The 22765-nt window shown below is 58.1% G+C and carries 27 protein-coding genes, 1 tRNA gene and 1 riboswitch; of the genes, 15 read left to right on the top strand and 13 right to left on the bottom strand.

Going from position 1 to position 22765, the window contains the following annotated elements; translation table 11 throughout:
- The 5 genes from cobO to AC2FLZ_RS18855 all read right to left on the bottom strand — a co-directional run.
- Positions 1–518: cob(I)yrinic acid a,c-diamide adenosyltransferase (gene cobO / locus AC2FLZ_RS18875; RefSeq protein ID WP_496882597.1), on the bottom strand; the 518-nt coding region annotated here is incomplete at its 3' end.
- A gap of 56 nt (positions 519–574) precedes the next feature.
- Positions 575–1510, bottom strand: a complete 936-nt coding sequence (locus AC2FLZ_RS18870) for a DMT family transporter (protein WP_480474571.1) — start codon at positions 1508–1510, stop codon at positions 575–577.
- Positions 1511–1555: 45 nt separating this feature from the next.
- Positions 1556–2218, bottom strand: a complete 663-nt coding sequence (locus AC2FLZ_RS18865) for an HD domain-containing protein (protein WP_480519682.1) — start codon at positions 2216–2218, stop codon at positions 1556–1558.
- A complete protein-coding gene (aroC, locus tag AC2FLZ_RS18860; RefSeq protein WP_480474567.1) occupies positions 2202–3302 on the bottom strand; it encodes a chorismate synthase in 1101 nt (366 codons plus the stop codon). Before aroC ends, AC2FLZ_RS18865 begins: the two co-directional genes overlap by 17 nt.
- Positions 3303–3429: 127 nt before the next feature.
- Positions 3430–3870: a 6,7-dimethyl-8-ribityllumazine synthase gene (locus AC2FLZ_RS18855; protein WP_480555085.1), complete on the bottom strand. Its 441-nt coding sequence runs from the start codon at positions 3868–3870 to the stop codon at positions 3430–3432.
- Between the two features lie 128 nt (positions 3871–3998).
- Positions 3999–4146, bottom strand: a riboswitch (FMN riboswitch).
- Between the two features lie 54 nt (positions 4147–4200).
- Here AC2FLZ_RS18855 and AC2FLZ_RS18850 point away from each other — a divergent pair.
- A complete protein-coding gene (locus AC2FLZ_RS18850; RefSeq protein WP_496714629.1) occupies positions 4201–4812 on the top strand; it encodes an FMN-binding negative transcriptional regulator in 612 nt (203 codons plus the stop codon).
- 19 nt (positions 4813–4831) lie between these two features.
- Here the strand turns inward: AC2FLZ_RS18850 and AC2FLZ_RS18845 are convergent, their stop codons facing one another.
- Positions 4832–5278, bottom strand: a complete 447-nt coding sequence (locus tag AC2FLZ_RS18845) for a c-type cytochrome (protein ID WP_480474561.1) — start codon at positions 5276–5278, stop codon at positions 4832–4834.
- Positions 5279–5738: 460 nt separating this feature from the next.
- Here AC2FLZ_RS18845 and petA point away from each other — a divergent pair, with 460 nt between their 5' ends.
- The 6 genes from petA to AC2FLZ_RS18815 all read left to right on the top strand — a co-directional run bounded on the left by petA (position 5739) and on the right by AC2FLZ_RS18815 (position 10053).
- Positions 5739–6323, top strand: a complete 585-nt coding sequence (gene petA, locus AC2FLZ_RS18840) for a ubiquinol-cytochrome c reductase iron-sulfur subunit (protein ID WP_267363183.1) — start codon at positions 5739–5741, stop codon at positions 6321–6323.
- A gap of 15 nt (positions 6324–6338) precedes the next feature.
- Positions 6339–7670, top strand: coding sequence for a cytochrome b (petB, locus tag AC2FLZ_RS18835; protein ID WP_209506969.1), 1332 nt, complete (start codon positions 6339–6341; stop codon positions 7668–7670).
- A 17-nt stretch (positions 7671–7687) separates the two neighbouring features.
- Positions 7688–8479 (top strand): cytochrome c1, encoded by a 792-nt coding sequence (locus tag AC2FLZ_RS18830; RefSeq protein ID WP_480474560.1) that lies wholly within the window; start codon positions 7688–7690, stop codon positions 8477–8479.
- Between the two features lie 199 nt (positions 8480–8678).
- A complete protein-coding gene (locus AC2FLZ_RS18825) occupies positions 8679–8930 on the top strand; it encodes a PepSY domain-containing protein (protein WP_480519674.1) in 252 nt (83 codons plus the stop codon).
- 5 nt (positions 8931–8935) lie between these two features.
- On the top strand, positions 8936–9511 hold the full coding sequence (locus AC2FLZ_RS18820) for a cytochrome b/b6 domain-containing protein (protein ID WP_480606087.1): 576 nt from the start codon (positions 8936–8938) through the stop codon (positions 9509–9511).
- Positions 9508–10053, top strand: a complete 546-nt coding sequence (locus tag AC2FLZ_RS18815) for a helix-turn-helix transcriptional regulator (protein WP_496882596.1) — start codon at positions 9508–9510, stop codon at positions 10051–10053. The genes AC2FLZ_RS18820 and AC2FLZ_RS18815 overlap by 4 nt, the downstream gene beginning before the upstream one ends.
- Here the strand turns inward: AC2FLZ_RS18815 and mtaB are convergent.
- Positions 10035–11291 (bottom strand): tRNA (N(6)-L-threonylcarbamoyladenosine(37)-C(2))-methylthiotransferase MtaB, encoded by a 1257-nt coding sequence (mtaB, locus tag AC2FLZ_RS18810; protein ID WP_496808133.1) that lies wholly within the window; start codon positions 11289–11291, stop codon positions 10035–10037. The two genes, AC2FLZ_RS18815 and mtaB, sit on opposite strands and share 19 nt — an antisense overlap.
- A complete protein-coding gene (dapF, locus tag AC2FLZ_RS18805; RefSeq protein ID WP_496821714.1) occupies positions 11288–12121 on the bottom strand; it encodes a diaminopimelate epimerase in 834 nt (277 codons plus the stop codon). The genes mtaB and dapF overlap by 4 nt, the downstream gene beginning before the upstream one ends.
- A 220-nt stretch (positions 12122–12341) precedes the next feature.
- Here dapF and AC2FLZ_RS18800 point away from each other — a divergent pair.
- A tRNA-Lys gene (locus AC2FLZ_RS18800) sits at positions 12342–12417 on the top strand.
- Between the two features lie 4 nt (positions 12418–12421).
- On the opposite strand, the gene AC2FLZ_RS18795 is transcribed toward AC2FLZ_RS18800, so the two are convergent.
- The 3 genes from AC2FLZ_RS18795 to AC2FLZ_RS18785 are packed head-to-tail and all read right to left on the bottom strand — an operon-like array spanning position 12422 to position 13953.
- Positions 12422–13540, bottom strand: a complete 1119-nt coding sequence (locus AC2FLZ_RS18795) for a tyrosine-type recombinase/integrase (protein ID WP_496882595.1) — start codon at positions 13538–13540, stop codon at positions 12422–12424.
- Entirely contained in the window at positions 13537–13710 is a 174-nt protein-coding gene (locus AC2FLZ_RS18790; RefSeq protein WP_155846068.1) for a hypothetical protein, read from the bottom strand. The genes AC2FLZ_RS18795 and AC2FLZ_RS18790 overlap by 4 nt, the downstream gene beginning before the upstream one ends.
- A gap of 18 nt (positions 13711–13728) precedes the next feature.
- Entirely contained in the window at positions 13729–13953 is a 225-nt protein-coding gene (locus AC2FLZ_RS18785) for a hypothetical protein (RefSeq protein ID WP_496882594.1), read from the bottom strand.
- Between the two features lie 176 nt (positions 13954–14129).
- Between AC2FLZ_RS18785 and AC2FLZ_RS18780 the strand changes: the two genes are divergently transcribed.
- From AC2FLZ_RS18780 to AC2FLZ_RS18765, 4 genes are read left to right on the top strand one after another with little or no spacing between them, the layout of a single operon-like run.
- Positions 14130–14564, top strand: coding sequence for a helix-turn-helix domain-containing protein (locus AC2FLZ_RS18780; RefSeq protein ID WP_480623240.1), 435 nt, complete (start codon positions 14130–14132; stop codon positions 14562–14564).
- Positions 14564–15148, top strand: coding sequence for a hypothetical protein (locus tag AC2FLZ_RS18775; RefSeq protein ID WP_496882593.1), 585 nt, complete (start codon positions 14564–14566; stop codon positions 15146–15148). The genes AC2FLZ_RS18780 and AC2FLZ_RS18775 overlap by 1 nt, the downstream gene beginning before the upstream one ends.
- On the top strand, positions 15145–18582 hold the full coding sequence (locus AC2FLZ_RS18770; protein ID WP_496882592.1) for a class I SAM-dependent DNA methyltransferase: 3438 nt from the start codon (positions 15145–15147) through the stop codon (positions 18580–18582). The genes AC2FLZ_RS18775 and AC2FLZ_RS18770 overlap by 4 nt, the downstream gene beginning before the upstream one ends.
- Positions 18583–18590: 8 nt before the next feature.
- A complete protein-coding gene (locus AC2FLZ_RS18765) occupies positions 18591–19229 on the top strand; it encodes a hypothetical protein (RefSeq protein WP_496882591.1) in 639 nt (212 codons plus the stop codon).
- Here AC2FLZ_RS18765 and AC2FLZ_RS18760 read toward each other — a convergent pair.
- Positions 19212–19832, bottom strand: a complete 621-nt coding sequence (locus tag AC2FLZ_RS18760) for an IS630 family transposase (RefSeq protein ID WP_496882598.1) — start codon at positions 19830–19832, stop codon at positions 19212–19214. The two genes, AC2FLZ_RS18765 and AC2FLZ_RS18760, sit on opposite strands and share 18 nt — an antisense overlap.
- The gene (locus AC2FLZ_RS18755) at positions 19829–20269 is read right to left on the bottom strand and encodes a helix-turn-helix domain-containing protein (protein ID WP_496882590.1); all 441 of its coding nucleotides are present in this window, start codon (positions 20267–20269) and stop codon (positions 19829–19831) included. Before AC2FLZ_RS18755 ends, AC2FLZ_RS18760 begins: the two co-directional genes overlap by 4 nt.
- A 33-nt stretch (positions 20270–20302) precedes the next feature.
- Between AC2FLZ_RS18755 and AC2FLZ_RS18750 the strand changes: the two genes are divergently transcribed.
- The 3 genes from AC2FLZ_RS18750 to AC2FLZ_RS18740 all read left to right on the top strand — a co-directional run bounded on the left by AC2FLZ_RS18750 (position 20303) and on the right by AC2FLZ_RS18740 (position 22714).
- Positions 20303–20596 (top strand): hypothetical protein, encoded by a 294-nt coding sequence (locus AC2FLZ_RS18750; RefSeq protein WP_496882589.1) that lies wholly within the window; start codon positions 20303–20305, stop codon positions 20594–20596.
- An 8-nt stretch (positions 20597–20604) separates the two neighbouring features.
- A complete protein-coding gene (locus AC2FLZ_RS18745; RefSeq protein WP_496882588.1) occupies positions 20605–21513 on the top strand; it encodes a restriction endonuclease in 909 nt (302 codons plus the stop codon).
- A 106-nt stretch (positions 21514–21619) separates the two neighbouring features.
- On the top strand, positions 21620–22714 hold the full coding sequence (locus tag AC2FLZ_RS18740) for a KAP family P-loop NTPase fold protein (RefSeq protein ID WP_496882587.1): 1095 nt from the start codon (positions 21620–21622) through the stop codon (positions 22712–22714).
- Positions 22715–22765: the final 51 nt, after the last annotated feature.

Here is a 22765-nt window from a genome sequence, read left to right as displayed (position 1 = left end):
TAATCACGCAGCGCCAGCGGTGCGTCGCGGCCTGTCAGGAACACACTCGTCTTGTCCGAACGCGCGTTCAGCCCGTCTATCACCTGCTCGACCGAGAGATATCCATAGCGAAGTGCGATGTTGATCTCGTCCAGAACCACCAGATCGTATTCGCCACTTGCCATAAGGGCGCAAGCCTTGTCGAAGGCGGCATTGGCAGCTGCAATGTCGCGCTCACGATCCTGTGTATCCCAGGTAAACCCCTCACCCATCGTGTGCCAAGTGACCAGATCACGTTCTTCGAAGAAACGACGCTCGCCGGTTTTCCACTTGCCCTTGATGAACTGAACCACGGCAACCTTCTGACCCCAACCAAGCGCGCGGATGACAACGCCAAAGGCCGCAGATGACTTGCCTTTGCCCTTCCCGGTATTGATCAGAACAAGGCCGCGTTCGGGATCAACGGCCTCGGACACTTTCTTGCGGTGCTGGGCCTGCACCTTTTGCATCTTTTCCTTGTGATCCTGTGCGTCGCTCATTGGGGAACCTCATTGATTGTCCGGCCCAACCTAGGGAAAGAATGCAAAAGGTAAAGTCACGCTTTGGGGTCTGTGACAGAACGCGCCTTGCCACGCTCAAGCCCCAGCTGGTGTTCGCGCCAGATCACAACAACATTGCCTGCGATCACCAATGCGGCCCCGATCAGGATCGCAACGGTTGGCAATTCATCAAACACGAAATAACCGATCACAATCGCAAAGAGCATTGTTGCATAGTCATAAGGTGCCAGCATCGATGCCTGTCCAAAGCGATACGAGGACGTGACCAAAATCTGCGCAACTCCGCCAATTAACCCCATGGTGATCAGTATTAGAGCCTGAGTCAGAGTTGGCATTGTCCATCCCCAGATCGCCGTCAGGGCCGAAAGCAACGTCGCGGTCAGCGAGAAATAGAACACGATTGCAGCAGGGTGATCGACCTTGACCAGTTGGCGGATGTGGATCTGCACAAAGGCCCGGGCAAAAGTCGCGCCCAGTACGCACAGAGCTCCGATAGTTGCAGCCGTTTCCATCTGAGTGCTGCCAAGCCTGGGCCAGATCATGATCATCACGCCCAGCAGCCCAAGTGCCACGGCACCGATGCGAATCATGCGGATGCGCTCGCCCAGCATCACTGCGGCCAAAATCAGGGTGAAAATCGGGGTGGCATAACCGATTGCGGTAACTTCGGGCAGAGGCAACAGGCTAAGGCCAGTGAATGTCAACCCCATGGCGCTGGTCCCCAGAACACCGCGCCAGAAATGACCCATGGGTTTCTTGACGACAAAGCCTTGCGCCAGCTCTCGGCGCGCGATCAGCCACAGAATGATGACCGGAATAGCAAATAGGGACCGGAAGAACACCAATTGGCCCGGTGGGAATTCGTCAGATAAGGCTTTGACTAAGGCTGACATCGACGTGAACAGGAACAGCGCGCCAAGCTTCAGCGCTACAGCCAGCAAAGGTCGATGCGATGTTAAGGGTTTTGTCATCGGCGCGACCCTGCGCCTTTGCAGAAAAAAGATCAACGGGGTGGATCAGGTGATGGTCCACGAGTTCGGTACCGATGCGCCGATTTCCGCTGCAAAAGCCTCAAGGAACTGAAACATTCGGCCCGCCCTTGCTTGCGCGATCTGCTTGCCTGCATCCGTCAGCATGTCGTCCGGCAGGGTCAGCAGTTTGACCTTCCAGTGATCAATCGAATACCGCAGATCGTCCAGCGGGCGCGCCTCTGCGAATGGATCAGCCGGATCATAGAGAACACGCCCCAAAGCACCCGATACAGAAAATGTGCGCGCAATCCCGATGGCACCCAAGGCGTCAAGGCGATCCGCATCCCGCAGAATCCGGGCCTCCAGCGTTTCGGGTGGGATGTTGGCCGAGAAGCTATGGGCCGCGATCGCATGTTGCGCGGCCTGAACCTGATCGTCGGAAAAGCCCAGTTTTGCCAGAATAGGCCCTGATTCAGTCGCTGACTGACGTGAGGCAAACTGTCGTTTCGGGTCATTCTTGGGTAGGTTGACCAGATCATGAAGATAACAGGCTGCCAACAGGACGGGGATGTCCGCCTGAGCGCCTGCAATGGCCTGAGCATTGGTCCAAACACGATCCAGATGGGCCAGGTCATGGGCCGGATCAGTTTCCATGCGTTGCGCGACAACAGCACGCAAACGCGCGCGCAGATCAGCCGATCCGTCCACGGTTTTCTCCGATCTGACCACGGTGCAGCAGCAAGTGATCTAGGATAACACAGGCCATCATCGCCTCACCGACAGGGACAGCGCGGATGCCAACACAGGGGTCATGACGGCCCTTTGTGATGATCTCGGTCTCTTCACCGGATTTTGTAATGGTCTTGCGGGTGGTCAGGATCGAAGAGGTCGGCTTGACCGCAAAGCGCACGACAATGTCCTGCCCGGTCGAGATGCCGCCCAGAATCCCGCCTGCGTGGTTTGAACTGTATTGCGGGCCATCCTGACCCATGAAGATTTCGTCGGCATTGGCTTCACCAGTCAGTTCGGCGGCAGCCATGCCTTCGCCGATCTCGACGCCTTTGACAGCGTTGATCGACATCATCGCGGCCGCAAGATCAGTGTCCAACTTGGCGTATATCGGCGCCCCAAGCCCTGCCGGGACACCGCGTGCCACAACCTCGACCACGGCACCGACCGAGTTGCCGGATTTGCGCAGATCATCCAGATAGATGGCCCAATCCCCGGCCGCCTGTTCATCAGGCGTCCAGAACGGGTTCTGTTCAATCTGCGCCCAGTCGAATTTGGAGCGGTCGATCTTGTGCGGACCGATCTGGGTCATGTAGCCGGTGATCTGCACATTGGGCGCAATCTGTTTGATGGCCTCGCGCGCCAGTCCACCCGCGGCCACACGCGACGCGGTTTCCCGGGCTGAACTGCGCCCACCCCCGCGATAATCGCGGATGCCGTATTTCTGCCAGTAGGTGATATCGGCATGGCCCGGACGGAACTTGTCCATGATGTCGCCGTAATCTTTCGAGCGCTGATCGGTGTTTTCGATCATCAGTTGCACGGGCGTGCCTGTAGTTTGGCCTTCGAACACGCCAGAAAGGATCTTGACCTGATCCGGTTCGCGCCGCTGCGTTGTGAACTTGTTTTGCCCCGGTTTGCGCTTGTCCAGCCAGTGCTGGATCATCGCCTCGTCAATCGCAACGCCCGGCGGGCAACCGTCGACAGTGGCGCCCAAGGCGGGCCCATGGCTTTCACCCCAGGTGGTGACGCGGAAAAGATGGCCAAAGCTGTTCATCGACATGGGGCGTGCTCCTTTGCGGATCGTGATTAGCGGGCAAGGCCCCCGGCCTCAAGCGGATTTGGCCGTTGATGGTTTGAACGCCGCCCGTCGGGCGGCGCATTTTTGAGTATTTTCGAAAAGATGAAGATCAGGCGGCCTGCGCGATTTTCGCACGGATTTCCGAGATCATCAGCGCGGCCTGAGCCGCTTCGCGCCCTTTTTGTACGAAATGGTCGCGATAGATCGAATTGTGATGTTTGGTTTCCTGATATTGGTGCGGGGTCAGCGAGACCGACAGGACAGGAACCCCTGTATCAAGCCCGGCGCGCATCAGACCATCGACCACGGCCTGCGCAACGAAGTCGTGCCTGTAGATGCCGCCATCAACGACAAAGGCAGCGCAGGCGACGGCGGCATAGCGCCCGGTCCGGGCCAGATCACGGGCCAGCAGGGGCATCTCGAACGCGCCGGGAACGTCATAGACATCGACTTGTTCCGAGGGGACGAGTTCGAGGAAGCCGTCGAGCGCGCGGTCAACAATATCGGAATGCCAGTTGGCTTTGACAAAAGCATAGCGGGTGTGTGTCATCATGATCTCCTTTCAGTTTGGTGGCCTGCCGGCAGTCGCGAGAACCAGATCCCATTTCGCTGCCAGCCCGGCATGACACGTCACCCAAGGCGATCACGAGCAGGCGCGCCGGTTCACCGGCGCGGCTTGCACGTTCTCTTTCATCCGGACTGTAACCGTCGGCTCTGGTATCTCACCAGATCTGCTGACACCCCGAAAGCCGGGGCCGCTCGCGGGCTTGCGGGCCGTGGCCTGCATACCGCCGGTGGGGAATTCCGCCCCGCCCTGAGAACGAGGCGGACCTTGCCAAGAACTGTCCGACGCTGCAAGAGAATTGACAGGAGGACATTCATGCACCCTAACCCCGCTTTTCGCGCCGAGGATCGAGCCCGGCATGTTGAATTCGCCCGCGACCGGGCGTTCGGCGTTCTGGCACTCTCTGCCGAAGAGGCCCCGCTATTAAGCCACGTCCCGTTTCTGCTGTCCGAAGACGGTTCACTGGCTGACCTGCATCTTGTGCGCTCGAACCCTATTGTACGAGCGCTGCGCGAGCCGCAGCACGCGAAGATCGCGGTGCAGGGGCCGGATGCTTATATTTCGCCGGATTGGTACGGTGTCGAAGATCAGGTTCCGACTTGGAATTATGTCGCCGTGCACCTGATCGGAAAACTTGAGCTGCGCCCGCAGGACGAGTTACGTGACGTGCTTGACCGCCAATCGGCGTTCTACGAAAAGCGGCTGCTGCCCAAGGCCCCATGGGGCACGGGAAAAATGTCCTCTGACGCGCTGAACAAGATGATGCGCATGATCATACCGTGCCGCATGCGCATTGAAGATATTCAGGGCACCTGGAAGCTTGGTCAGAACAAACCCGAAGGTGCTCGAAACGCTGCTGCTGATCAGGTATCCACTGGCTTTGGCAGTGAAATCGCCCGGCTGGCCGCCTTGATGCACAAGGCGTAGCCAGCACCAGGCGCCGGGTTTACTGGGGGCTGAAAGTCGCCAGATAGGCGGCAATATCGTCCGCACCGCTCTTGAGTTTGACGCTCATGTTCGGACGGGCAGTTTCGTCATCCAGAAATTCCTTGATGAAGCCGATAGGATCCTGCGCATAGGCAACGATGTTTTCCTCGGTCCAGACCAGACCTTCCTCGCCGGCACGGATCATGTCGTCCGTGAACATGCCAATCGGCAGGCGCTCGCTTCCATAGCGATAATCGTTTTCGGACCCGGCCACGCGACCGATGACGCCGTACAGATTCGGGCCGGTGATTCCACCTTTGACCAGAACTTCACCATCCTTGATGATCGCATGACACGAAGAACAACGGTTATATATCGCCTCACCTTTTGCGGGATCGCCCGCGGCAAGGGTCTGAGTGGGAAGGGCCATTGTGCACAGGGCAGCGGCCAGAACGATCTTTGACATTGGGGTCTCCTTGCGGGAGTTCGCACGCCTTTTGCGCTGTCCTTTATTCGCGCGGAAAGTGCAACAGGTGGGGCGCGTGCAATTTATAATTTAAATCATCTATTTAGCGAGTATGTTTTTGCTGAAAACAATCCCCGTTCCGAGGTCTTGATTATGTACTTTGGGGCGCAAATCAGTGGTCCACGAGACAGGCTCCAGATACCTGATCCAGGTGACGGAAGACAGGGTGGGTAAGCGAATCAATGGCGCATGAATCGAAGTTGCCGACAAAGTCGCACGCGAGATTCACCAAAAAACACCGTCCGCAGCTGCTGGAAACGACACATGCGGCGTATTGCGCGTTTATGAACGCTGGACGAACACTATTCTCCCCGATAGTAAGCGCGGTTAAGACACCGCATTCGTGCGGTGCGCGAGCTATTTGCCCGTCCGCGGGCGCCAGACAATCGGAGATAACCTCGTGTCCCACGCAGAAGACCACGAAGGCACCCGCAGAGATTTCCTGTACTACGTCGCTGGCGGCGCAGGTGTCGTTGCAACGGGTGCAGCCGTATGGCCCCTGATCAACCAAATGAACCCATCGGCAGACGTTCAGGCGCTGTCCTCGATCCGTGTGGATGTGAGCGGTGTTGAGCCGGGTACGCAGCTGACCGTCAAATGGTTGGGAAAACCCGTCTTTGTCCGTCACCGCACCGGTGCAGAGATTCAGGAAGCTCAGAAACAGGACGCCGAAGGTGTTGATGCGCTGCCCGATCCGCTGGCCCGCAACTTTAACCTGAGCGCCGATGCCCCTGCGACCGACGCAAACCGGGTGATGCCGTCGCCGGAAGGCGAAGCGCCGGGTGCATGGGTCGTCCAGATGGGTGTTTGTACGCACCTCGGTTGTGTGCCTCTGGGTGATGCAGGCGACTTTGGTGGCTGGTTCTGCCCCTGCCACGGTTCACACTACGACCTTGCCGGTCGTATCCGCAAAGGCCCCGCGCCTGAGAACTTGCCCATTCCTCCCGCAGAGTGGGTGGACAACGGCACAATCAAACTCGGCTAAGGGAGACCCAAACTTATGTCCGGAATTCCCCACGATCATTACGAGCCGAAGACAAACGGCGAGAAATGGCTGAACAGCCGCCTGCCTATTGTTGGCCTGCTGTATGACACCCTCATGATCCCAACCCCCAAGAACCTGAACTGGTGGTGGATCTGGGGCATCGTTCTGGCGTTCTGCCTGGCGCTGCAAATTGTCACCGGTATCATTCTGGTGATGCACTATACGCCGCATGTTGATCTGGCGTTTGCCAGCATCGAACACATCATGCGTAACGTAAATGGCGGTTACTTCATCCGTTACCTGCACATGAACGGCGCATCGCTGTTCTTTGTTGCGGTCTACATCCACATCTTCCGCGGCTTGTTCTATGGCTCATACAAAGCCCCGCGCGAGATCACGTGGATCGTCGGTATGCTGATCTACCTGATGATGATGGGCACGGCCTTTATGGGCTATGTTCTGCCATGGGGTCAGATGTCTTTCTGGGGTGCGACTGTGATCACCGGCCTGTTTGGCGCCATTCCGTTTGTGGGCGATGCCATCCAGACCTGGCTGCTGGGCGGACCTGCGGTGGACAACGCCACGCTGAACCGCTTCTTCTCGCTGCACTATTTGCTGCCGTTCATCATCGCGGCTCTGGTCGTGGTGCACATCTGGGCGTTCCACACTACCGGCAACAACAACCCCACAGGTGTTGAAGTGCGTCGCGGCTCGAAAGACGAGGCGAAGAAAGACACGCTGCCGTTCTGGCCGTATTTCGTGATCAAGGACCTGTTCGCGCTGGCCGTGATCCTGGTCGTGTTCTGGGCTGTTGTCGGTTTCATGCCGAACTATCTGGGTCACCCGGACAACTATATCGAAGCCAACCCGCTGGTTACGCCTGCTCACATCGTGCCTGAATGGTACTTCCTGCCGTTCTACGCGATCCTGCGTGCCTTTACCGGTGAGGTCTGGGTTGTACAGTTCGCGAGCTTCATCACCGGTGGCATCGTTGACGCCAAGTTCTTTGGTGTTCTGGCGATGTTTGGTGCGATCCTGGCCATGGCGCTGGCGCCTTGGCTGGACACGTCGAGCGTGCGTTCGGGCAAGTACCGTCCGATGTTGAAATGGTGGTTCTACCTACTGATTATCGACTTCTTTGCCCTGATGTGGCTGGGTGCGATGCCTGCGGAAGAACCCTATGCGACCTTCTCGCTGATCGCATCGGCCTACTGGTTCGCCTATTTCTTCGTGATCCTGCCGATCCTCGGCGTGATCGAAAAACCTCTGGCCCAGCCCGAGACCATCGAAGAAGACTTCAACGCGCATTATGGCAAGGCTGACGCCGACGCCACGCCGGCCGAGTAAGAAGAGGGACCGGAAACATGTTCAAGAAACTTGCAATCGGCGCCGCGTTTGCTCTGGCCCTGACCCCTGCTGCTTCCATTGCAGCAGGCGGTGGTGAGCAGCATATCGAAGATTTCGCCTTCTCGTTCGAAGGCCCGTTCGGCACCTGGGACCAGCATCAGCTGCAACGTGGCCTGCAGATCTATACCGAGGTCTGCGCGGCTTGCCACGGTCTGCAATATGTGCCGCTGCGCGATCTGAAAGCGCTGGGTTACTCGGAAGAAGAAGTCATCGCATACGCGGCTGGCAACTTCGAAGTCTTCGACCCCGAGCTGGACGATTTCCGTCCGGCGATTCCCACCGACCACTTCCCGGCCAATACCGGCGTCGGCGCACCTGACCTGAGCCTGATGGCCAAGGCCCGTGCCGGATTCCATGGGCCTTATGGCCTGGGCATCAACCAGCTGGTCAAAGGCATGGGTGGACCGGAATACATCGCGTCTTTGCTGCATGGCTACACCGGCCACGAAAAAGAAGAGGCGGGTGCGGTGCTCTATGAAAACACTGCCTTCCCCGGCGGCTGGATTTCGATGGCGCCTCCGCTGGCTGATGAGCAGGTCGAGTTCGCAGACGGGCACTCGAACACGGTCGAGCATATGGCCGAGGACGTTGCCGCATTCCTGATGTGGGCAGCCGAGCCAAAGCTGACAGACCGCAAGAACGCAGGCTTTGTCGGTGTGATCTTCCTGACCGTTCTGTCGGTGCTGCTGTACCTGGTCAACAAGCGTCTATGGGCGCCGCACAAGGGCAAACTCCGCAAGGAAGATTGATCCGATCCGTCCTACCGGATTTTACTAAATCAGCCCCCCGCGCCGTCAGGTTGCGGGGTTTTCTTTTGCCAAGCCGCCATCAGCGCGCGCTTATTTGGTCGAAATAAGCGCCGGGTCAATGGATTGGACAGCTTCACAGGCGCACATCAGCCACAACGGCTGATCAATTGCCGTTTGTCTGAAACACGGAGTCACGACAATGAAACTTCCTATTCTTTTTGCCTCAATTCTATTTGCAACGCCGGTATTGGCGCTGGATCTTGCACCCAATGCGGAACTTGGAAAATCCGAGGCCGAAATTCGGCAAACGCTGACGGGCATGGGATTCGATGTCCGCAAAATCGAGACGGAAGATGGCAAGATCGAAGCCTATGTCGTCAAGGATGGTCAATTGGCCGAGGTTTATGTCGACCCCGCAAGCGGCAAAGTCGTCAAGATTGAGGACCAGTAACCGGAATGTCTGAAACAGAATTGATGCATCGTGGGCGCACAGGCGCCCACGAAGTTCAGGTTTGGGATCCACTGGTCCGGCTGGTTCACTGGATCGTAGCCCTGTGCGTTCTGATCAATGGGGCGATTTCCAATCCCGAGGGCGCGTTCCACGAGTATGTGGGCTATGTTGTCCTGGCTTTGGTCTTGTTGCGGTTGCTTTGGGGGTTAACGGGTCCGGCTTTTGCCAGGTTCACCGCCTTTCCTTTCAGCCCCCGTGCGGCCCTTAATCACCTGCGGGACATGGGGCGGGGTGATCAAAGCGTGCACCTTTCACACAACCCTCTGGGGGCCCTTATGGTCTATAACCTCTGGGCGACGCTGCTGGCTTTGTGTGTGACAGGAATCATGATGGGAACAGTTCGATTCTTTGGCGTCGAATGGGTCGAAGACCTGCACGAACTGGCCTTCAACTGGCTGATGCTATCTGTTCTGCTGCATGTTGCCGGGGTTGTCATCGATCAGTGGCGAACAGGTGTCGCTTTGGCAAAGGCTATGATAACAGGGCGGAAGAATATACCTGAGGACTGGTCAATCAAATGATCAAATGGATCAGAAGCTATTGGCGGCCCGGCGATGCAGACGCTCACCGGGCTGTACTTATGTCGATAATGATCGTTGTTCAGGTACTTTGCGTGGTGTTTTACCTTGGCGACGTCGCCCTGGATTTGAAGGAAGGCGAGGGACCTTCTCATGTAAGTCTTGAGGCTTTTGTCGCATTTGTTCTGCTTGCCGGAATTGTTTTTTTCATGATTGAACTTCGACGCCTGCTGGCAAGGGTGGAACAGACCAAGCTTGGCCTACAGGCCGCGCAGGGTGAAATGAGCGTGGTCATCAACACGTTTTTCGACCGTTGGGGGCTCACCGCTGCCGAGCGAGACGTGGGTCTTTTGGTTCTGAAAGGGCTGGATAACGAAAACATCGCGCGCATCCGGGGGCGGGCCGTAGGAACCGTGCGCGCGCAGACCGCCTCGATCTATGCCAAAGCCGGGGTTGATGGGCGTGCGCAACTGATAAGCGTATTCATTGAAGAATTGTTTGCCGCAGATGGTGAGGCTGCAGACCTTCAGACAACCAAACTGTGATCATTCGCCCCGATGGCTCGGGCGGTTACGATCTGACCTTCGGGCTGAGGTGTATTGAACGTAACTTCGGTGAATTGTTCGGTCCGCCCCATATGCGGGTTCTCCATCAGGATCCGATGGGTTTTGCCGATCTGTTCTGACAGGTGTTTCCTGACCTGAACGTCCCCAGCCGCACGCAGGCGGGCGGCGCGATCCTTGATTAGATTCCCGTTCACCTGCTGCGGGATGCGGGCTGCTGGAGTGCCTTCGCGTTTCGAATATGGGAAGACATGCAGCCAGGTCAGTTCGCAATCGGTAACCAGTTTCAGCGAGTTCTCGAAATGCGCTTCGGTCTCGGTCGGGAAACCTGCGATGATGTCGGCACCAAAGGTCATGTCGGGGCGCAGTTTCCGGGCCTCTTCGGTAAATCGAATGGCATCGTCGCGCAGGTGGCGACGTTTCATGCGCTTCAGGATCAGATCGTCGCCATGCTGAAGCGACAGGTGTAGATGCGGCATCAGGCGTGGTTCGGTTGCTATGGCCTGCATCAGATTCTCGTCCACTTCGATCGAGTCGATCGAACTGATCCTCAGGCGAGCCAAGTCCGGCACCAGTTTTAGAATACGCATCACCAGATCGCCCAGTTTCGGCTGCGCAGGCAGATCGGCCCCCCATGAGGTCAGGTCAACGCCGGTTAGCACCACCTCATGATAGCCCCGATCCACCAGCCGCTTGATCTGATCCACCACAACACCGGCAGGCACGCTGCGCGAATTGCCCCGGCCATAGGGAATGATGCAGAAGGTGCAGCGATGGTCACACCCGTTCTGAACCTGCACATAAGCGCGTGAGCGTGTGCCGAACCCGTCGATCAGGTGCCCGGCCGTTTCGGTGACAGACATGATGTCATCGACCTGAACGGCCTCGGTCTCGCCGATAAAGTCGGCGGCCATGCCTTTCCAGGTTTCTGGCCGCATCTTTTCCGTGTTGCCGATCACCGCATCGACCTCGGCCATCTGCGCGAAGGTGTTGGGTTCTGTCTGGGCAGCGCACCCGGTGACAATCAGCCGGGCGTTCGGATTTTCACGTCGAAGTTTCCGGATCTCCTGCCGTGCCTTGCGCACAGCCTCAGCCGTGACGGCACAGGTGTTTATCACCACGGCATCCGTCAGTCCGGCTTGTTGCGACAGCTCTTTCATCGCCTCGGTTTCATAGGCGTTCAGGCGGCAACCCAATGTGGTGAATTTAGGCGGGTTCATCCCAGCGTCCCTAGAAACTCGGGCGACAACGTGCCCGAGAAGACGTGACAGGTTGACCCGGTCATCCAGACGCCATCCTCGCGCCAGTCAACCCAAAGGGTTCCGCCATCAAGATCAATCTGCACCTTTCGCCGTGTCAGCCCACGCCGCGCCGCAGCCACCGCGGTTGCACAGGATGACGACCCTGATGCCAGGGTTATGCCCACGCCACGTTCCCACACCCGCATGCGGATGTGATCCGGACCCACGACCTGAGCCACCTGCACATTGGTGCGCTCGGGATACAAAGGATGGTGTTCATAGCGGGCGCCGAACTCGGCCAGCGGAATCGCCTCGGCGTTTTCAACAAAGAATGTGCAGTGCGGATTGCCCATACCCGTCGCTGTAGGGGCACCCTCGATTGGCAGTTCCAACGTGTCCATCTCTTCAGCCAACGGAATTTCGTGCCATTCCAACTGAGGAAGACCCATATTGACCGAGGTCAGCCCATCACCTGCGTCCTGCGCAACAAGCGTTCCACGTTCGGTTGTCAGCGTCAGTTGGGTTTTGCCCGTCTCATCCATCAACATTCGCGCGATGCATCTTGTGGCGTTGCCACACGCCGCCGAAGTTGATCCATCCGAATTGTAGAACACCAGATGCGCGTCAGCCGCACCGTTTTCGATTACGGCCAGCTGATCGAATCCCACACCAAAATGCCGATGTCCGATTCCTCGGGCCAGTGCCGGGGTAATCAGAGCATCCCGCGCACGCGCATCAACAATGACGAAGTCATTGCCCAACCCGTGCATCTTAACAAATGGCAAACTGATATCGCGTTTCTGTTGCATGGCGGCGATATAACGTCGGTCGGAACATGAATCCACCCTGTCGCGTAGAATCGTGAAAAAAGGGGTTGACCCCCCTGCGCCACCTGCCTAATTAGGCCGCCTATCGGGTCGCTGGAAACACAGGTTGTTTCAGCGAAACGAGGCGCAAAATAAGGGCTTGAACCCGGTTGGGAAATTGCCGTAAAGAGCGCCACGGATCGAGAAGATCCAACAAAAGAGTGGGCCGTTAGCTCAGTTGGTAGAGCAACTGACTTTTAATCAGTGGGTCGCAGGTTCGAATCCTGCACGGCTCACCACTTCTCATAAATTATCCTTTCCCTGCTTGGGTTTGGTGTCGGATTTGACGAACCTCTTGGGAAGGTTCGCCAAATCGCGCTCGCCATTGGGGCGGGCGATCAGTTTCTCGATAGCGGAATCGGCCATGCCTTCACGGCCTGCGGCCTCGGTATAACGTTGCACGAGGGCCAGTGTTTTGTGACCGGTAACCGCGCCGATCTCGTGCGCGGTGGCTCCTGCCTCGGCGAAACGCCGCGCGCAGGCCTTGCGTAGGCCATGAGCTGAGCACTGAGGCAGTTTCGCCTCTTCGGTCCACCGCTGCATGAGATTGCCCAGTCCACCGGCGGAGCGCATCGTGCCTTTCTGGGTGGCTAGGAAGGGGCGGTCCTTTGGAAGTTTGTCCAGCACCTCGGCCAGGTCCGGATGGATCGGCACGGAAACCAGCACACCGCCCGACCGCTGCGTCTTTTGGCGCCGGTACTCAATCTTGCCGTTGCGAATGTTCTTTGGTCCCAGCTTCACCGCATCGACCCGCGCGGCACCGGTGTAGAGCATCAACGTCACCGCCGTATGCGCCAGCGTGCCGGGCTTGTGGACCTTGAAGAAATGCGCGAGTTCGCCCTCGTCCCAGGTATGAAAGCCATCGCCGCCGACTCGGAAAGGCTTCGTTGCACGTGCCGGATTGTCGCCGCGCCAGTCCAACGTGATTGCAAAATCCATCAACTGGATCAGCCGCTTGCGCAGGTTGTTCGCCGCTGTGGGTGTCTCCGCCCTTTCTGCCAAGATCGTCTGCACATGCCGCCGCTGCATCAGCCGCACGGGCTTGTCGCCATGTTCCTCCCGGAATTTCTCGACGATCCCGCGATAGACCTTCTGCGTGCTCGGCGCGAGATCGAGGAACTCGGGCGAGCGATACCAGAGCGCCACAAGCTGGCTGACGCTGTAGGGCTTGGTCCGGTCCGCCCCGATCAGACCGCGCGTCTTGTGCCCATTCACAGCGTCTTCATACCGTCGAACGAAATCTGCAGACCCGTAGTCGCTCCCCAACTCCGCCGAGAACCCGCCCTTCCGAAACCGCCACCGCCGCTTCCCGTGACGGTCGAAATAGGCCGTCGCGCCGGGAAACTGCTTGCGGCGTTTCATGGGCGATCCCACGGGTTATTGACCTCGTCGGTCTGCTTCTCGGTGCTGTAGATCACGACCTTGCCGTCGCGGCTGATCTCAGACCGCACTACCGGAATGCCCGCATCCCGGTACGCCTTGAGGTATCGTGTCAATTCGCTCTGCGTCAGGGTCGCACGGGGCATGGCCATGGTATGTCCTTCACTCGATCAATTCGCGCCCGAGGCTGCCTTCGGCCTCTCGCTCACGGCTGCTTTCACCGTGAATTTTTCGACGTATCGCTCCCAAGCGCCCTGTGGAATTTTGGGATTGCGGCATCCTGGAGCGGTGAAAATGTGATCCAGCATGTCTTCGCGGATCAGGTAACGCACGTTGGACACGGGAATGCCCACGCGCTCGGCCAGTTCCTTGGGGGTTTCAAGCAGCTTTCCCACGCTTCGCCTCCTGTCGTCGTTGCTCACGAACTGAAGCGAAAGAAATCGTTTTGCTTCCAGAATGAAACAAAACTACGCTGAAACTGCATGAATCAAGCGTGTCGCCATCGTTCGTATCTATTTTTGATACAAATGACTACGAATGAGGTCAACACAAATACAAACGAAAGTTGAGCATGGCTGTTTCTGGCCTTGGACATCGCCTTGCGGCAGTACGAAATATGGCTCGCCTCTCCCAAGAGGAGATGTCGCAGGCGCTTGGCATCAGTCGAAGCGCCTATCAGAACTACGAACGTGGCCAGCGTGACCTGACGGCTCAGTTGCTTCTGGAAGTCTACGAGAAGTTCGACGTTGATCCCCTTTGGATGCTCGAAGGAGACTCCGAAGACGGAAAAAACCGCAGACACGAAGAGATTGCGACCGCTTACCGCAAGATCGGCATCGCTGTTGAACGCCGCATCATGGATCGAGGTCTGAGCGTGACGCCCGAGAAGAAATGGGATGCTATCGAATTCCTGTTCGATGAAGTCCTGAATGCCGATGCATTGTCCGGCGAGAGCGGAGCACCGGATACAACAAGAATTGACAGTGTTTTGAGGCTAGTAAGCTGATGTTGAGACAAGATTTTCCCGATGACGTGTTGAAACTTCGTCCGCGCAAGCTGCGGCTCGGTCGTGACGCAGAACGTCTACTGAATGATGTCTGCGGCACCGACGGCGAACAAAGCAAATCTGCGCATAAAAGCCGCCTTCGTCCAAATGTTGATAGCATCAACGCGATCCGGTGTGCTGATTGCGGACAAGTCGAGTATATCTCCCGCGATTATTGCCGGTGCGGACACTACCTCGCGGGGCAGGTGATGGACGAATTCCTGGCGTGGGAACGAGGATTGGTCGAAACACGTGATCGCTTGGCCGCCGCTGCCGAGGAAAAGATGAAGCCGGTGCGTTGGGTTGGTGCGAGCGGTATCCCTTTCATCGTCTGGCCCCTTCTTCACAGCGTTTTCAGCGACGGAAGCACGCCCCTTGCCATCTGGCTGTGGCTGATCCCCGGTTTCGCCATCATGGGTCTCTGCGCTTTGGTCGAAACCTGGATCACTGCCCCCCGTGACGCGAGCGCGCATGCCGTCGAAACCGCCAGCTTCGAGCAATTCTTGTCCGAACGCGTTCTCGTACCAAGTCACGATTTCACATGAGCAACGCCCCGCAGATCGACGAATTCATCGCCCGCTGGAAAGACACTGGCGGCAGCGAGCATGCAAATTACCAGCTTTTCGTGATCGAGCTGACCGAACTGCTGGGCCTCGACCGTCCCAACCCGGCCACGGATGACGACAGCAACGACCACTACCGGTTTGAGCGGCCCGTCGCCTTTGCCCACACGCACAAGCGCACCACAGGCTTCATCGACGCTTACCGCGCAGGGCATTTCGTCCTCGAAACCAAGCAGGGCGTGAACCAGAAAAAGAACCGCGCCGCCGATCTGGCCAAGGGCACCGCCGCGCGCAACCAGAAACGCATCGGCCACGGCGTACGAGGCACCGCCGCCTGGGACGACACCATGCTCAAGGCCCGAAACCAGGCCGACAACTACGCGCGCGCCGTCGCCCGCGAGGACGGCTGGCCGCCCTTCCTTATGATCGTGGACGTGGGCCATGTGATCGAGCTTTACGCCGACTTCTCGAAACAGGGGCAGGGCTACAACCAGTTCCCGGACGGCAATCGCTACCGCATCTATCTCGATGACCTGCGCCAGGAAGATATCCGCGACCTCCTCTGCACGATCTGGACCGATCCCTACAGCCTTGACCCCTCGCTCAAGGCGGCCGAGGTCACGCGCGACATCGCCGCCCACTTGGCCGAACTGGGCAAAAGCTTCGAGGGCCAAGGGCACGACAGCCAGACAGTCGCAAGCTTCCTCATGCGTTGCCTCTTCTCGATGTTCGCCGAAGACGTGGACCTTATCCCGCGCGGTAGCTTCACGGAACTCCTGCGCAAGCTGCGCGGCCATCCGGAACACGCCGAGCCCGCACTCAAAGGCCTCTGGGAGACGATGAACACCGGCGGTTTCTCCCAGGTCCTTATGCAGGACCTCAAGCGCTTCAACGGTGGCCTGTTCAAAGAGGCCGACGCCCTCCCGCTGAACGAACTGCAACTCGGTCTGCTGATCGAAGCCGCCGAAGCCGACTGGAAACTGGTCGAGCCCGCGATCTTCGGCACGCTCCTTGAACGCGCCCTCGACAAACGCCAGCGCCACAAGCTGGGCGCACACTACACCCCGCGCGCCTATGTGCAGCGGCTGGTCACGCCCACCATCATCGAACCCCTGCGAGAGGATTGGCGCGACGTGCAGACCGCCGTGCAACGCCTGACCGAGGACGGCAAGACCGACGACGCGCTCAAGCTGGTCCGCGACTTCCACGCCAAGCTCTGCGAGACCACCGTGCTGGACCCCGCCTGCGGGTCGGGCAACTTCCTCTATGTCGCGCTGGAAATGATGAAGCGGCTGGAGGGCGAGGTCACGTCGCTCATGCACGATCTGGGCGACACGCGGCCCCTGATCACCGTGGACCCGCACCAATTCCTCGGGATCGAGCTGAACCCGTGGGCCGCGAACGTGGCCGAACTGGTGCTGTGGATCGGCTACCTGCAATGGCACTTTCGTACCTATGGCAACGCCGCCCCATCCGAACCTGTGCTGCGCGACTTCAAGAACATTGCCCAAGGCGATGCCGTGTTGGAATGGGCGGATCGGACGGAGCGCATGGATGAAGACGGCACACCTGTCACCCGCTGGGACGGCGTGACCACCATGCGCCATCCCGTGACGGGCGAGGAGGTGCCGGACCCCAACGCGCGCGTGCAGGTCTATGTCTATGCCAAGCCCAAGGCGACCCGATGGCCCCAAGCCGATTTCATCGTCGGCAACCCGCCGTTCATCGGGGCCAAGTACCTTCGTGACGATCTGGGCGACGGCTATGTCGAGGCCCTGTGGGAAGCCTATCCCAAGATGCCGCAAAGCGCCGATCTTGTCATGTTCTGGTGGGAAAAGGCGGCGCTGGCCGCGCGGGGCTATAATGCCAAGACGGGCAAAGGCACCCGCCGCTTCGGCCTGATCACCACGAATTCGCTGCGCCAGACCTTCAACCGCCGGGTGCTGGAGCCGCATCTGAACGACCCGAAAAAGCCGCTCTCCCTGCTCTTCGCGATCCCGGATCACCCTTGGGTCGATACGCTCTATGGGGCCGCCGTGCGGATCGCCATGACCGTGGGTGCGTCCGGCAATCGTACCGGGCGGTTGCTGACCTTGGCGACAGAAAGCAATGAAAAGACTGAGGCGGATGGGCGTCAGGTGACGTTTGGTCAGCAGATCGGGAAGATCTTCGCAAACCTGAAAATTGGTGCTGATGTTGTAAGCGCCAAGAAGCTCCTAGCCAATGACGGCCTATCTTCGCCCGGCGTGAAGCTTCACGGTGCTGGCTTCAAGGTCAATCGCGCGGAACTACCCCACTTCTTCGGAGAAGAACGCGCAATAAAAGGGTATATGAACGGCAGGGACCTTGCAGCGACCAGTCGCGATTTTTTGGTGATTGACTTGTTTGGGATGAAAGAACCTGAGGTCCGCCAGCAATACCCCAAGATTTATCAGCGTTTGCTGGACACGGTTAAGCCAGAGCGAGATTCCAACAATCGTCAAAGCTATCGGGACAACTGGTGGCTTTTTGGCGAAGCTCGCTCAGAAATTCGACCTGCATTAGAAGGCTTAGACCGCTTCATTGCGACTGTCGTCACGGCGAAACACAGGTTCTTCACTTTCGTGGATGGCCAGATTCTTCCAGACGACGCACTAAATGCAATCGCCTTGAAAGACGCATCCTTCCTGAGCGTTCTTTCTTCCCGTGTGCACCGAGTCTGGGTAAGTGCCAATGCTAGCTCAATTGGGATGTACAAAGGGGACGTGCGGTATCTGAAGACAAAATGCTTCGACCCCTTCCCCTTCCCCGATCTCACCGACGACCAACGCACCCGCCTGCGGGCCTTGGGCGAGGAACTCGACGCCCACCGCAAGCGCCAGCAGGCCGCGCACCCCAAGCTGACCCTGACCCAGATGTACAACGTGCTGGAAAAACTCCGCGCCAGGGAAACCATCGAGGGCAAGGACCGCGAGATTTACGACCAGGGCCTGATCGGCATCCTCAAGGACCTGCACGACCAGATCGACGCCGCCGTGGCCGAGGCCTATGGCTGGCCCGTGGACCTGAGCGACGAAGACATCCTGTTCCGCCTCGTCGCGCTGAACAAAGAACGCGCCGAGGAAGAGGCGCGCGGCCACATCCGCTGGCTCCGCCCCGACTACCAGAACCCTTCAGGCACGCAGGCCGCCAAGGGCAAGACCAAGGACATGGACCTCGGCGTCACGGCCAAGGTCGAAAAAGCTCCCTGGCCAAAAACCCTCCCCGAGCAGATCGCCGCCGTCCGCGAAGCGCTCTCCGAGATGGGAGAAGCCAGCCCGGAACAGATCGCCCGCAGATTCGTGCGAGCGCGCACGACGAGCGTGCAGCCGTTGCTTGAGAGCTTGGCCGCGTTGGGTCAGGCAGAGAAGGTGGAAGAAGACCGCTATGCGGCGTGAGGTGAAAAGTGAAGGCTGAGTTCAGCGAATTTACGTATGGGTTTTCCTTGGTCAACGAGTTGGCCAAGGCCATGTCGCTGGCAGCAGTTCCGATCTTCCCGAGCTTGCTTGAAGAAGGGAAAAAGGGCGGCGGCTACGATGCGAAGCTCAAGGGCAAATCGGGCATCATCCTCAACCTGCAATTCAAACTGTCCGACTGGATGAAAGCGTCAAACGCCCGTGAGATCGGCATTCGCGGCCATACCATGACGCTGCCGTACTATCGTTTTGAGATCACCAGCAAGCGCGTTTCAGAGCAACAGTCCCTCCTGCTTGCCCTGGAGGCCATCGAACCCTTCACCTTCTATGCCGCTCCAGCGTTTCATACCAATGACGAAATCAACACACATTGGCTTTCGAGCGTTGTTGCCAAGAATTCCGTGTATGTGAAGCCCAGCTCAGTTGGCGTGCTCCCTGACCTGAATCCTCATCGGATTTGCTTTGACAAAGCACTGAAATCGAAAGGGAAAGCCTACTTCTTTTCTGAACCTCAAGAAATCGAAGTCGATGAATTCGCGGGCTTCGCCGATCAAGTGGCGCAGGCAGTGACGGCCTCTACTACCCCGCTCATGGATCGTGTCGATAGCACCCTAAGCAGAGATTCTTGAGTTGTCCCACGGAAGGCCCTGCCGCTCGTTGTTTCGGTTTTTGACGCCGTGGTGAATAGCCTGTTCGAGATCGTCGTCGCCGCGAAAGGTGCGATGCGCCAGTTCTGTGGCCTTGAGGGCTCTCCAAGCGGGTTCGATGTTGTTGAGTTCGGGGGCGTATTTCGGCAGCCATTCGACGGTGAGCCAATGGGCGCGGTTCGCCAGCGCCTGGCAGGTCAGTTTGCTGGTGTGAACCGGGCCGTTGTCGAGCACAAGAATGACTGGCCTGGGTGGGGTTCCAGGCTGTGGGCCGTAGAGCCGGTCAAGCTCGGCCAGAAGGGCGATGAAATCGGTTGATCGTTTGGTCCGCGAGGTCGTGACCGTCAGGATGCCGGTGGCATAGTCGAGCGCACCCATCATGGCGATTTTCTTCGCCTGACCGGGGGCCGGGATGCGCAGATCGGCACCGCGTTTTGCCCAGGCCCGGGCCAGATACGGATGGGTCAGCGCCTCGCTCTCATCGGCGAAAAGCAGCGTGATATCTCCGGCTTTGGCCTGCTGTTTCAAGAGCTTCAGTCGCAGCCCCGCCCGGTCCATGGCCTGCGCATCCTGCCGTCCCTTCAGTGTGTGTCGCGGTCTTTTGTAGACAAAGCCCCCTTTTTGAGCGCCTTGGACAGTTGCGAGCGGCTGATGGATATGCCCTCGCGCTGCTCGATCTCGACCGCCAGCCGAGACAGTGTCCAATTCGGGCGATCCGCCGCAGAGGCTTCGAACAGCGGCGCAGCCACCCGTAAAGCCGCCTGCGTTTTCACCGGCTCCGGACCCTGCGCCTTGCGCGCCCGCAACGCGCCAACCCCACCTGCCATGAAATCGCAACGCCACTGCCGGACGGTGTCTTCGCGAACCCCGAAAGCCTTTCCAATCCGACCTGCCGTCCAGCCATCCAGCGTCAGAACTATTGAGCGGGCGCGATCCGCCTCGCCTCGATCCGGACTTCCCGACAATGCCTGCAGCGCTTCTCGATCTTCCTGCGTTATCCAGACCTTCGACTTCCCTGCCATCTTCTTCTCCCAGTTCTTTGGGCAACATGAATCATGATGCCGTCCGTGGGGCCAGAAAAAAGAACATGCTTAGGCCGCTACCGAGAAGCGCTGGCCGATGCCCGACAGCGGGAAAACGAGCGAGCTGCTTTTGTGGATGATGCCGTAAGACAACGATCAGACCGAATCCTAGTCGAGGAAGCGCAAGATCGATTGGACCGTCGCCTGGTTCGATTGGATCAAATTCTGGCATCAGATGGCGATCCCGACGCCAGCCAGCGTCTTTGGCAGATGGCGCAAGTTTCAACCAGCCTCTTTGGCGTTCAAACCTTTGCATTGTTTAGGTGATATCCAGCATGACAAGACGATTTGAAATCGACGCCGAAACCCTTCCAGACCTTCCGGGAATGATGCTTGTCACGGTCGAGGCGTTAAAAGACCTCGGCGGGTCCGCAACGATCCAGGAGCTCGACGAAAAGGTGATTGAGCTGGAAGGCGTGACGGAGGCCGAACAGGCTTTCACCATGCCCCGCGACGAAAACCGCACGCGGGTGAATTACTACCTCGCCTGGGCGCGCACCTATCTGAAACGCGGTGATGCTTTGAATAACTCCAAGCGTGGGGTTTGGGCGCTGACAGAGACAGGCTCCGCGATCTCCGACCTGAGCGCGACGCGAGCGATCTACGATCAGGTGACGCAGGAAGAACGCGAGCGCGCGCGCCTGAAACGCTTGGCGGCCAAGAAAGCCGACGCAGACAGCGGTGAAGAGATCGAGGTCATGGCCGACGATGGCCCTGCTGACGAGGAGGATTGGAAGTCGACCCTGCTTGCCGTACTGGGCAAGATGACCCCTGACGGCTTCGAACGGCTTGCGCAGCGCCTTCTGCGCGAAGCGGGCTTCACCAAAGTTGAGGTGCGCGGGAAGTCTGGAGACGGAGGGATCGACGGTGTTGGGGTGCTGCGCGTCAATCTTGTGTCATTCCAGGTCTACTTTCAGTGCAAGCGTTGGAAGGGCAGCGTCGGCTCCAAGGAAATCCGTGACTTCCGGGGGGCTTTGCAGGGCCGTGCAGATAAAGGGCTGTTCATCACCACTGGGCACTTTACCAGCCAAGCTTCGGACGAAGCCACGCGCGACGGCGCTATTGCGATTGACCTCATCGACGGTGACCGGCTCTGCGAACTCTTGAAGGAAAACCGGCTGGGCGTGGCTACTGAGATGATCGAACAGGTGAGTATTCATCCCGATTGGTTCGACGGTATGTAACCTTAGTTGTCACGGAGAGCCGCTTGGATAGCGTTTGGTATTCGCGGATTCGAATTGCAGAGCAAGAATTTGAGTGCAGTAACAAATTAGAAACCGCGGAGTGCACATGACTATTGAATTGGACTCAGATCGCGCGCTTGAGGAAGAAACCGATGATCGGTTTGGATTTGTGGGCATGGCCAAGCGCCTTGCACCCTCAATTATTGAGGCCTCGAAAGGTGACGGGATGGTCGTGGGGCTGGAAGGTCGGTGGGGGTCAGGAAAAACCTCGCTCCTGAACTTCCTGCGCGACGAGCTGACTGCTGCGGAATCTGAACACATCCACACGATAACTGTTGCCCCTTGGCTAAATGGTGATTCAGCAACCTTGGTGATGTCGTTACTGGGGCCGATTGCGGATGTGCTTGAACAGCGAGAAGCCGAACTAGCAAAAACCAAAGGTCTCCGAGGGACATTCAGCCGGAAGAAGGCAAGTGAGGTCGGTGGGTTGATCAGCCTATACGGACAAAAAACGGCAAGGACATTGGTACCGCTCGCTAGTCTCGCTGGTTACTTCGTGCCCGGAGCTCAAGCTGCCGCCGGGGCGCTAAAAGCTGGCGGTGATGTACTCGAACAGTTTTCAAACCGGGAAGCTACGCCCTCCGAACTGAAGCGCGCAATTGCTGAAAAGATCGAAGCGCTCAAAGTTGGGTTTGTTGTCATCCTAGACGATCTCGACCGGCTCGAACCCGAGCAAGCTGTCGAAGTTGTTCGGCTTGTGCGATCTGTCGCCGATTTCCCCAGAGTTGCATACCTTATGTGTTATGATCGAGAAGTCTTGGCGCAAGCCCTGAAAGAGGGCCTCAAGGTTCAGGATGGCGACTTGTTCCTGCAAAAAATCGTTCAGTTAACCTTCGCCATTCCTCTTCCAGAGCCTTTCGACCTCCGAACACAGTTTCGCAACGAAGCCGCAGCCATTTTTGCGGAAGTTACCGGTGAAACTCCAGACGGCGAGCTGCTGGAGGATCTGGCATCGGCCGTAGATCGCGAGGGGATGGGGTTGAGCACACCGAGAGAAGTAAAGCTCGCCCTTAACGGCATACGGTTTGTCTACCCCTCTGTAGCCGATGATGTCTATTTCCCAGATTTTTGTCGTCTTCACCTAGGCAGCGGACTCATAAAACTCGATCCACAGCCTGACAGACGCGAGTTTGATCATTGACAGGAAGTTTCGTGCGGTCTTTTCGTAGCGGGTGGCGATACGGCGAAAGGA

This window comes from Ruegeria sp. YKSF131 (genome assembly GCF_059612645.1).
Note: the sequence above shows the minus strand (reverse complement) of the source record. Positions and strands in the feature narration are given on the sequence as shown.

Bases quoted from the DNA above. Each gene is read 5' to 3' on its own strand.
- AC2FLZ_RS18815 (WP_496882596.1), top strand. From the start codon at position 9,508: ATGATCAAATGGATCAGAAGCTATTGGCGGCCCGGCGATGCAGACGCT.
- AC2FLZ_RS18830 (WP_480474560.1), top strand. From the start codon at position 7,688: ATGTTCAAGAAACTTGCAATCGGCGCCGCGTTTGCTCTGGCCCTGACC.
- AC2FLZ_RS18780 (WP_480623240.1), top strand. From the start codon at position 14,130: ATGGCTGTTTCTGGCCTTGGACATCGCCTTGCGGCAGTACGAAATATG.
- AC2FLZ_RS18825 (WP_480519674.1), top strand. From the start codon at position 8,679: ATGAAACTTCCTATTCTTTTTGCCTCAATTCTATTTGCAACGCCGGTA.
- AC2FLZ_RS18775 (WP_496882593.1), top strand. From the start codon at position 14,564: ATGTTGAGACAAGATTTTCCCGATGACGTGTTGAAACTTCGTCCGCGC.
- AC2FLZ_RS18740 (WP_496882587.1), top strand. From the start codon at position 21,620: ATGACTATTGAATTGGACTCAGATCGCGCGCTTGAGGAAGAAACCGAT.
- AC2FLZ_RS18850 (WP_496714629.1), top strand. From the start codon at position 4,201: ATGCACCCTAACCCCGCTTTTCGCGCCGAGGATCGAGCCCGGCATGTT.
- AC2FLZ_RS18870 (WP_480474571.1), bottom strand. From the start codon at position 1,510: ATGACAAAACCCTTAACATCGCATCGACCTTTGCTGGCTGTAGCGCTG.
- AC2FLZ_RS18770 (WP_496882592.1), top strand. From the start codon at position 15,145: ATGAGCAACGCCCCGCAGATCGACGAATTCATCGCCCGCTGGAAAGAC.
- AC2FLZ_RS18750 (WP_496882589.1), top strand. From the start codon at position 20,303: ATGATGCCGTCCGTGGGGCCAGAAAAAAGAACATGCTTAGGCCGCTAC.
- petB (WP_209506969.1), top strand. From the start codon at position 6,339: ATGTCCGGAATTCCCCACGATCATTACGAGCCGAAGACAAACGGCGAG.
- AC2FLZ_RS18790 (WP_155846068.1), bottom strand. From the start codon at position 13,710: ATGGCCATGCCCCGTGCGACCCTGACGCAGAGCGAATTGACACGATAC.
- AC2FLZ_RS18845 (WP_480474561.1), bottom strand. From the start codon at position 5,278: ATGTCAAAGATCGTTCTGGCCGCTGCCCTGTGCACAATGGCCCTTCCC.
- mtaB (WP_496808133.1), bottom strand. From the start codon at position 11,291: ATGAACCCGCCTAAATTCACCACATTGGGTTGCCGCCTGAACGCCTAT.
- AC2FLZ_RS18855 (WP_480555085.1), bottom strand. From the start codon at position 3,870: ATGACACACACCCGCTATGCTTTTGTCAAAGCCAACTGGCATTCCGAT.
- AC2FLZ_RS18755 (WP_496882590.1), bottom strand. From the start codon at position 20,269: ATGGCAGGGAAGTCGAAGGTCTGGATAACGCAGGAAGATCGAGAAGCG.
- AC2FLZ_RS18795 (WP_496882595.1), bottom strand. From the start codon at position 13,540: ATGAAACGCCGCAAGCAGTTTCCCGGCGCGACGGCCTATTTCGACCGT.
- dapF (WP_496821714.1), bottom strand. From the start codon at position 12,121: ATGCAACAGAAACGCGATATCAGTTTGCCATTTGTTAAGATGCACGGG.
- AC2FLZ_RS18820 (WP_480606087.1), top strand. From the start codon at position 8,936: ATGTCTGAAACAGAATTGATGCATCGTGGGCGCACAGGCGCCCACGAA.
- aroC (WP_480474567.1), bottom strand. From the start codon at position 3,302: ATGTCGATGAACAGCTTTGGCCATCTTTTCCGCGTCACCACCTGGGGT.
- AC2FLZ_RS18745 (WP_496882588.1), top strand. From the start codon at position 20,605: ATGACAAGACGATTTGAAATCGACGCCGAAACCCTTCCAGACCTTCCG.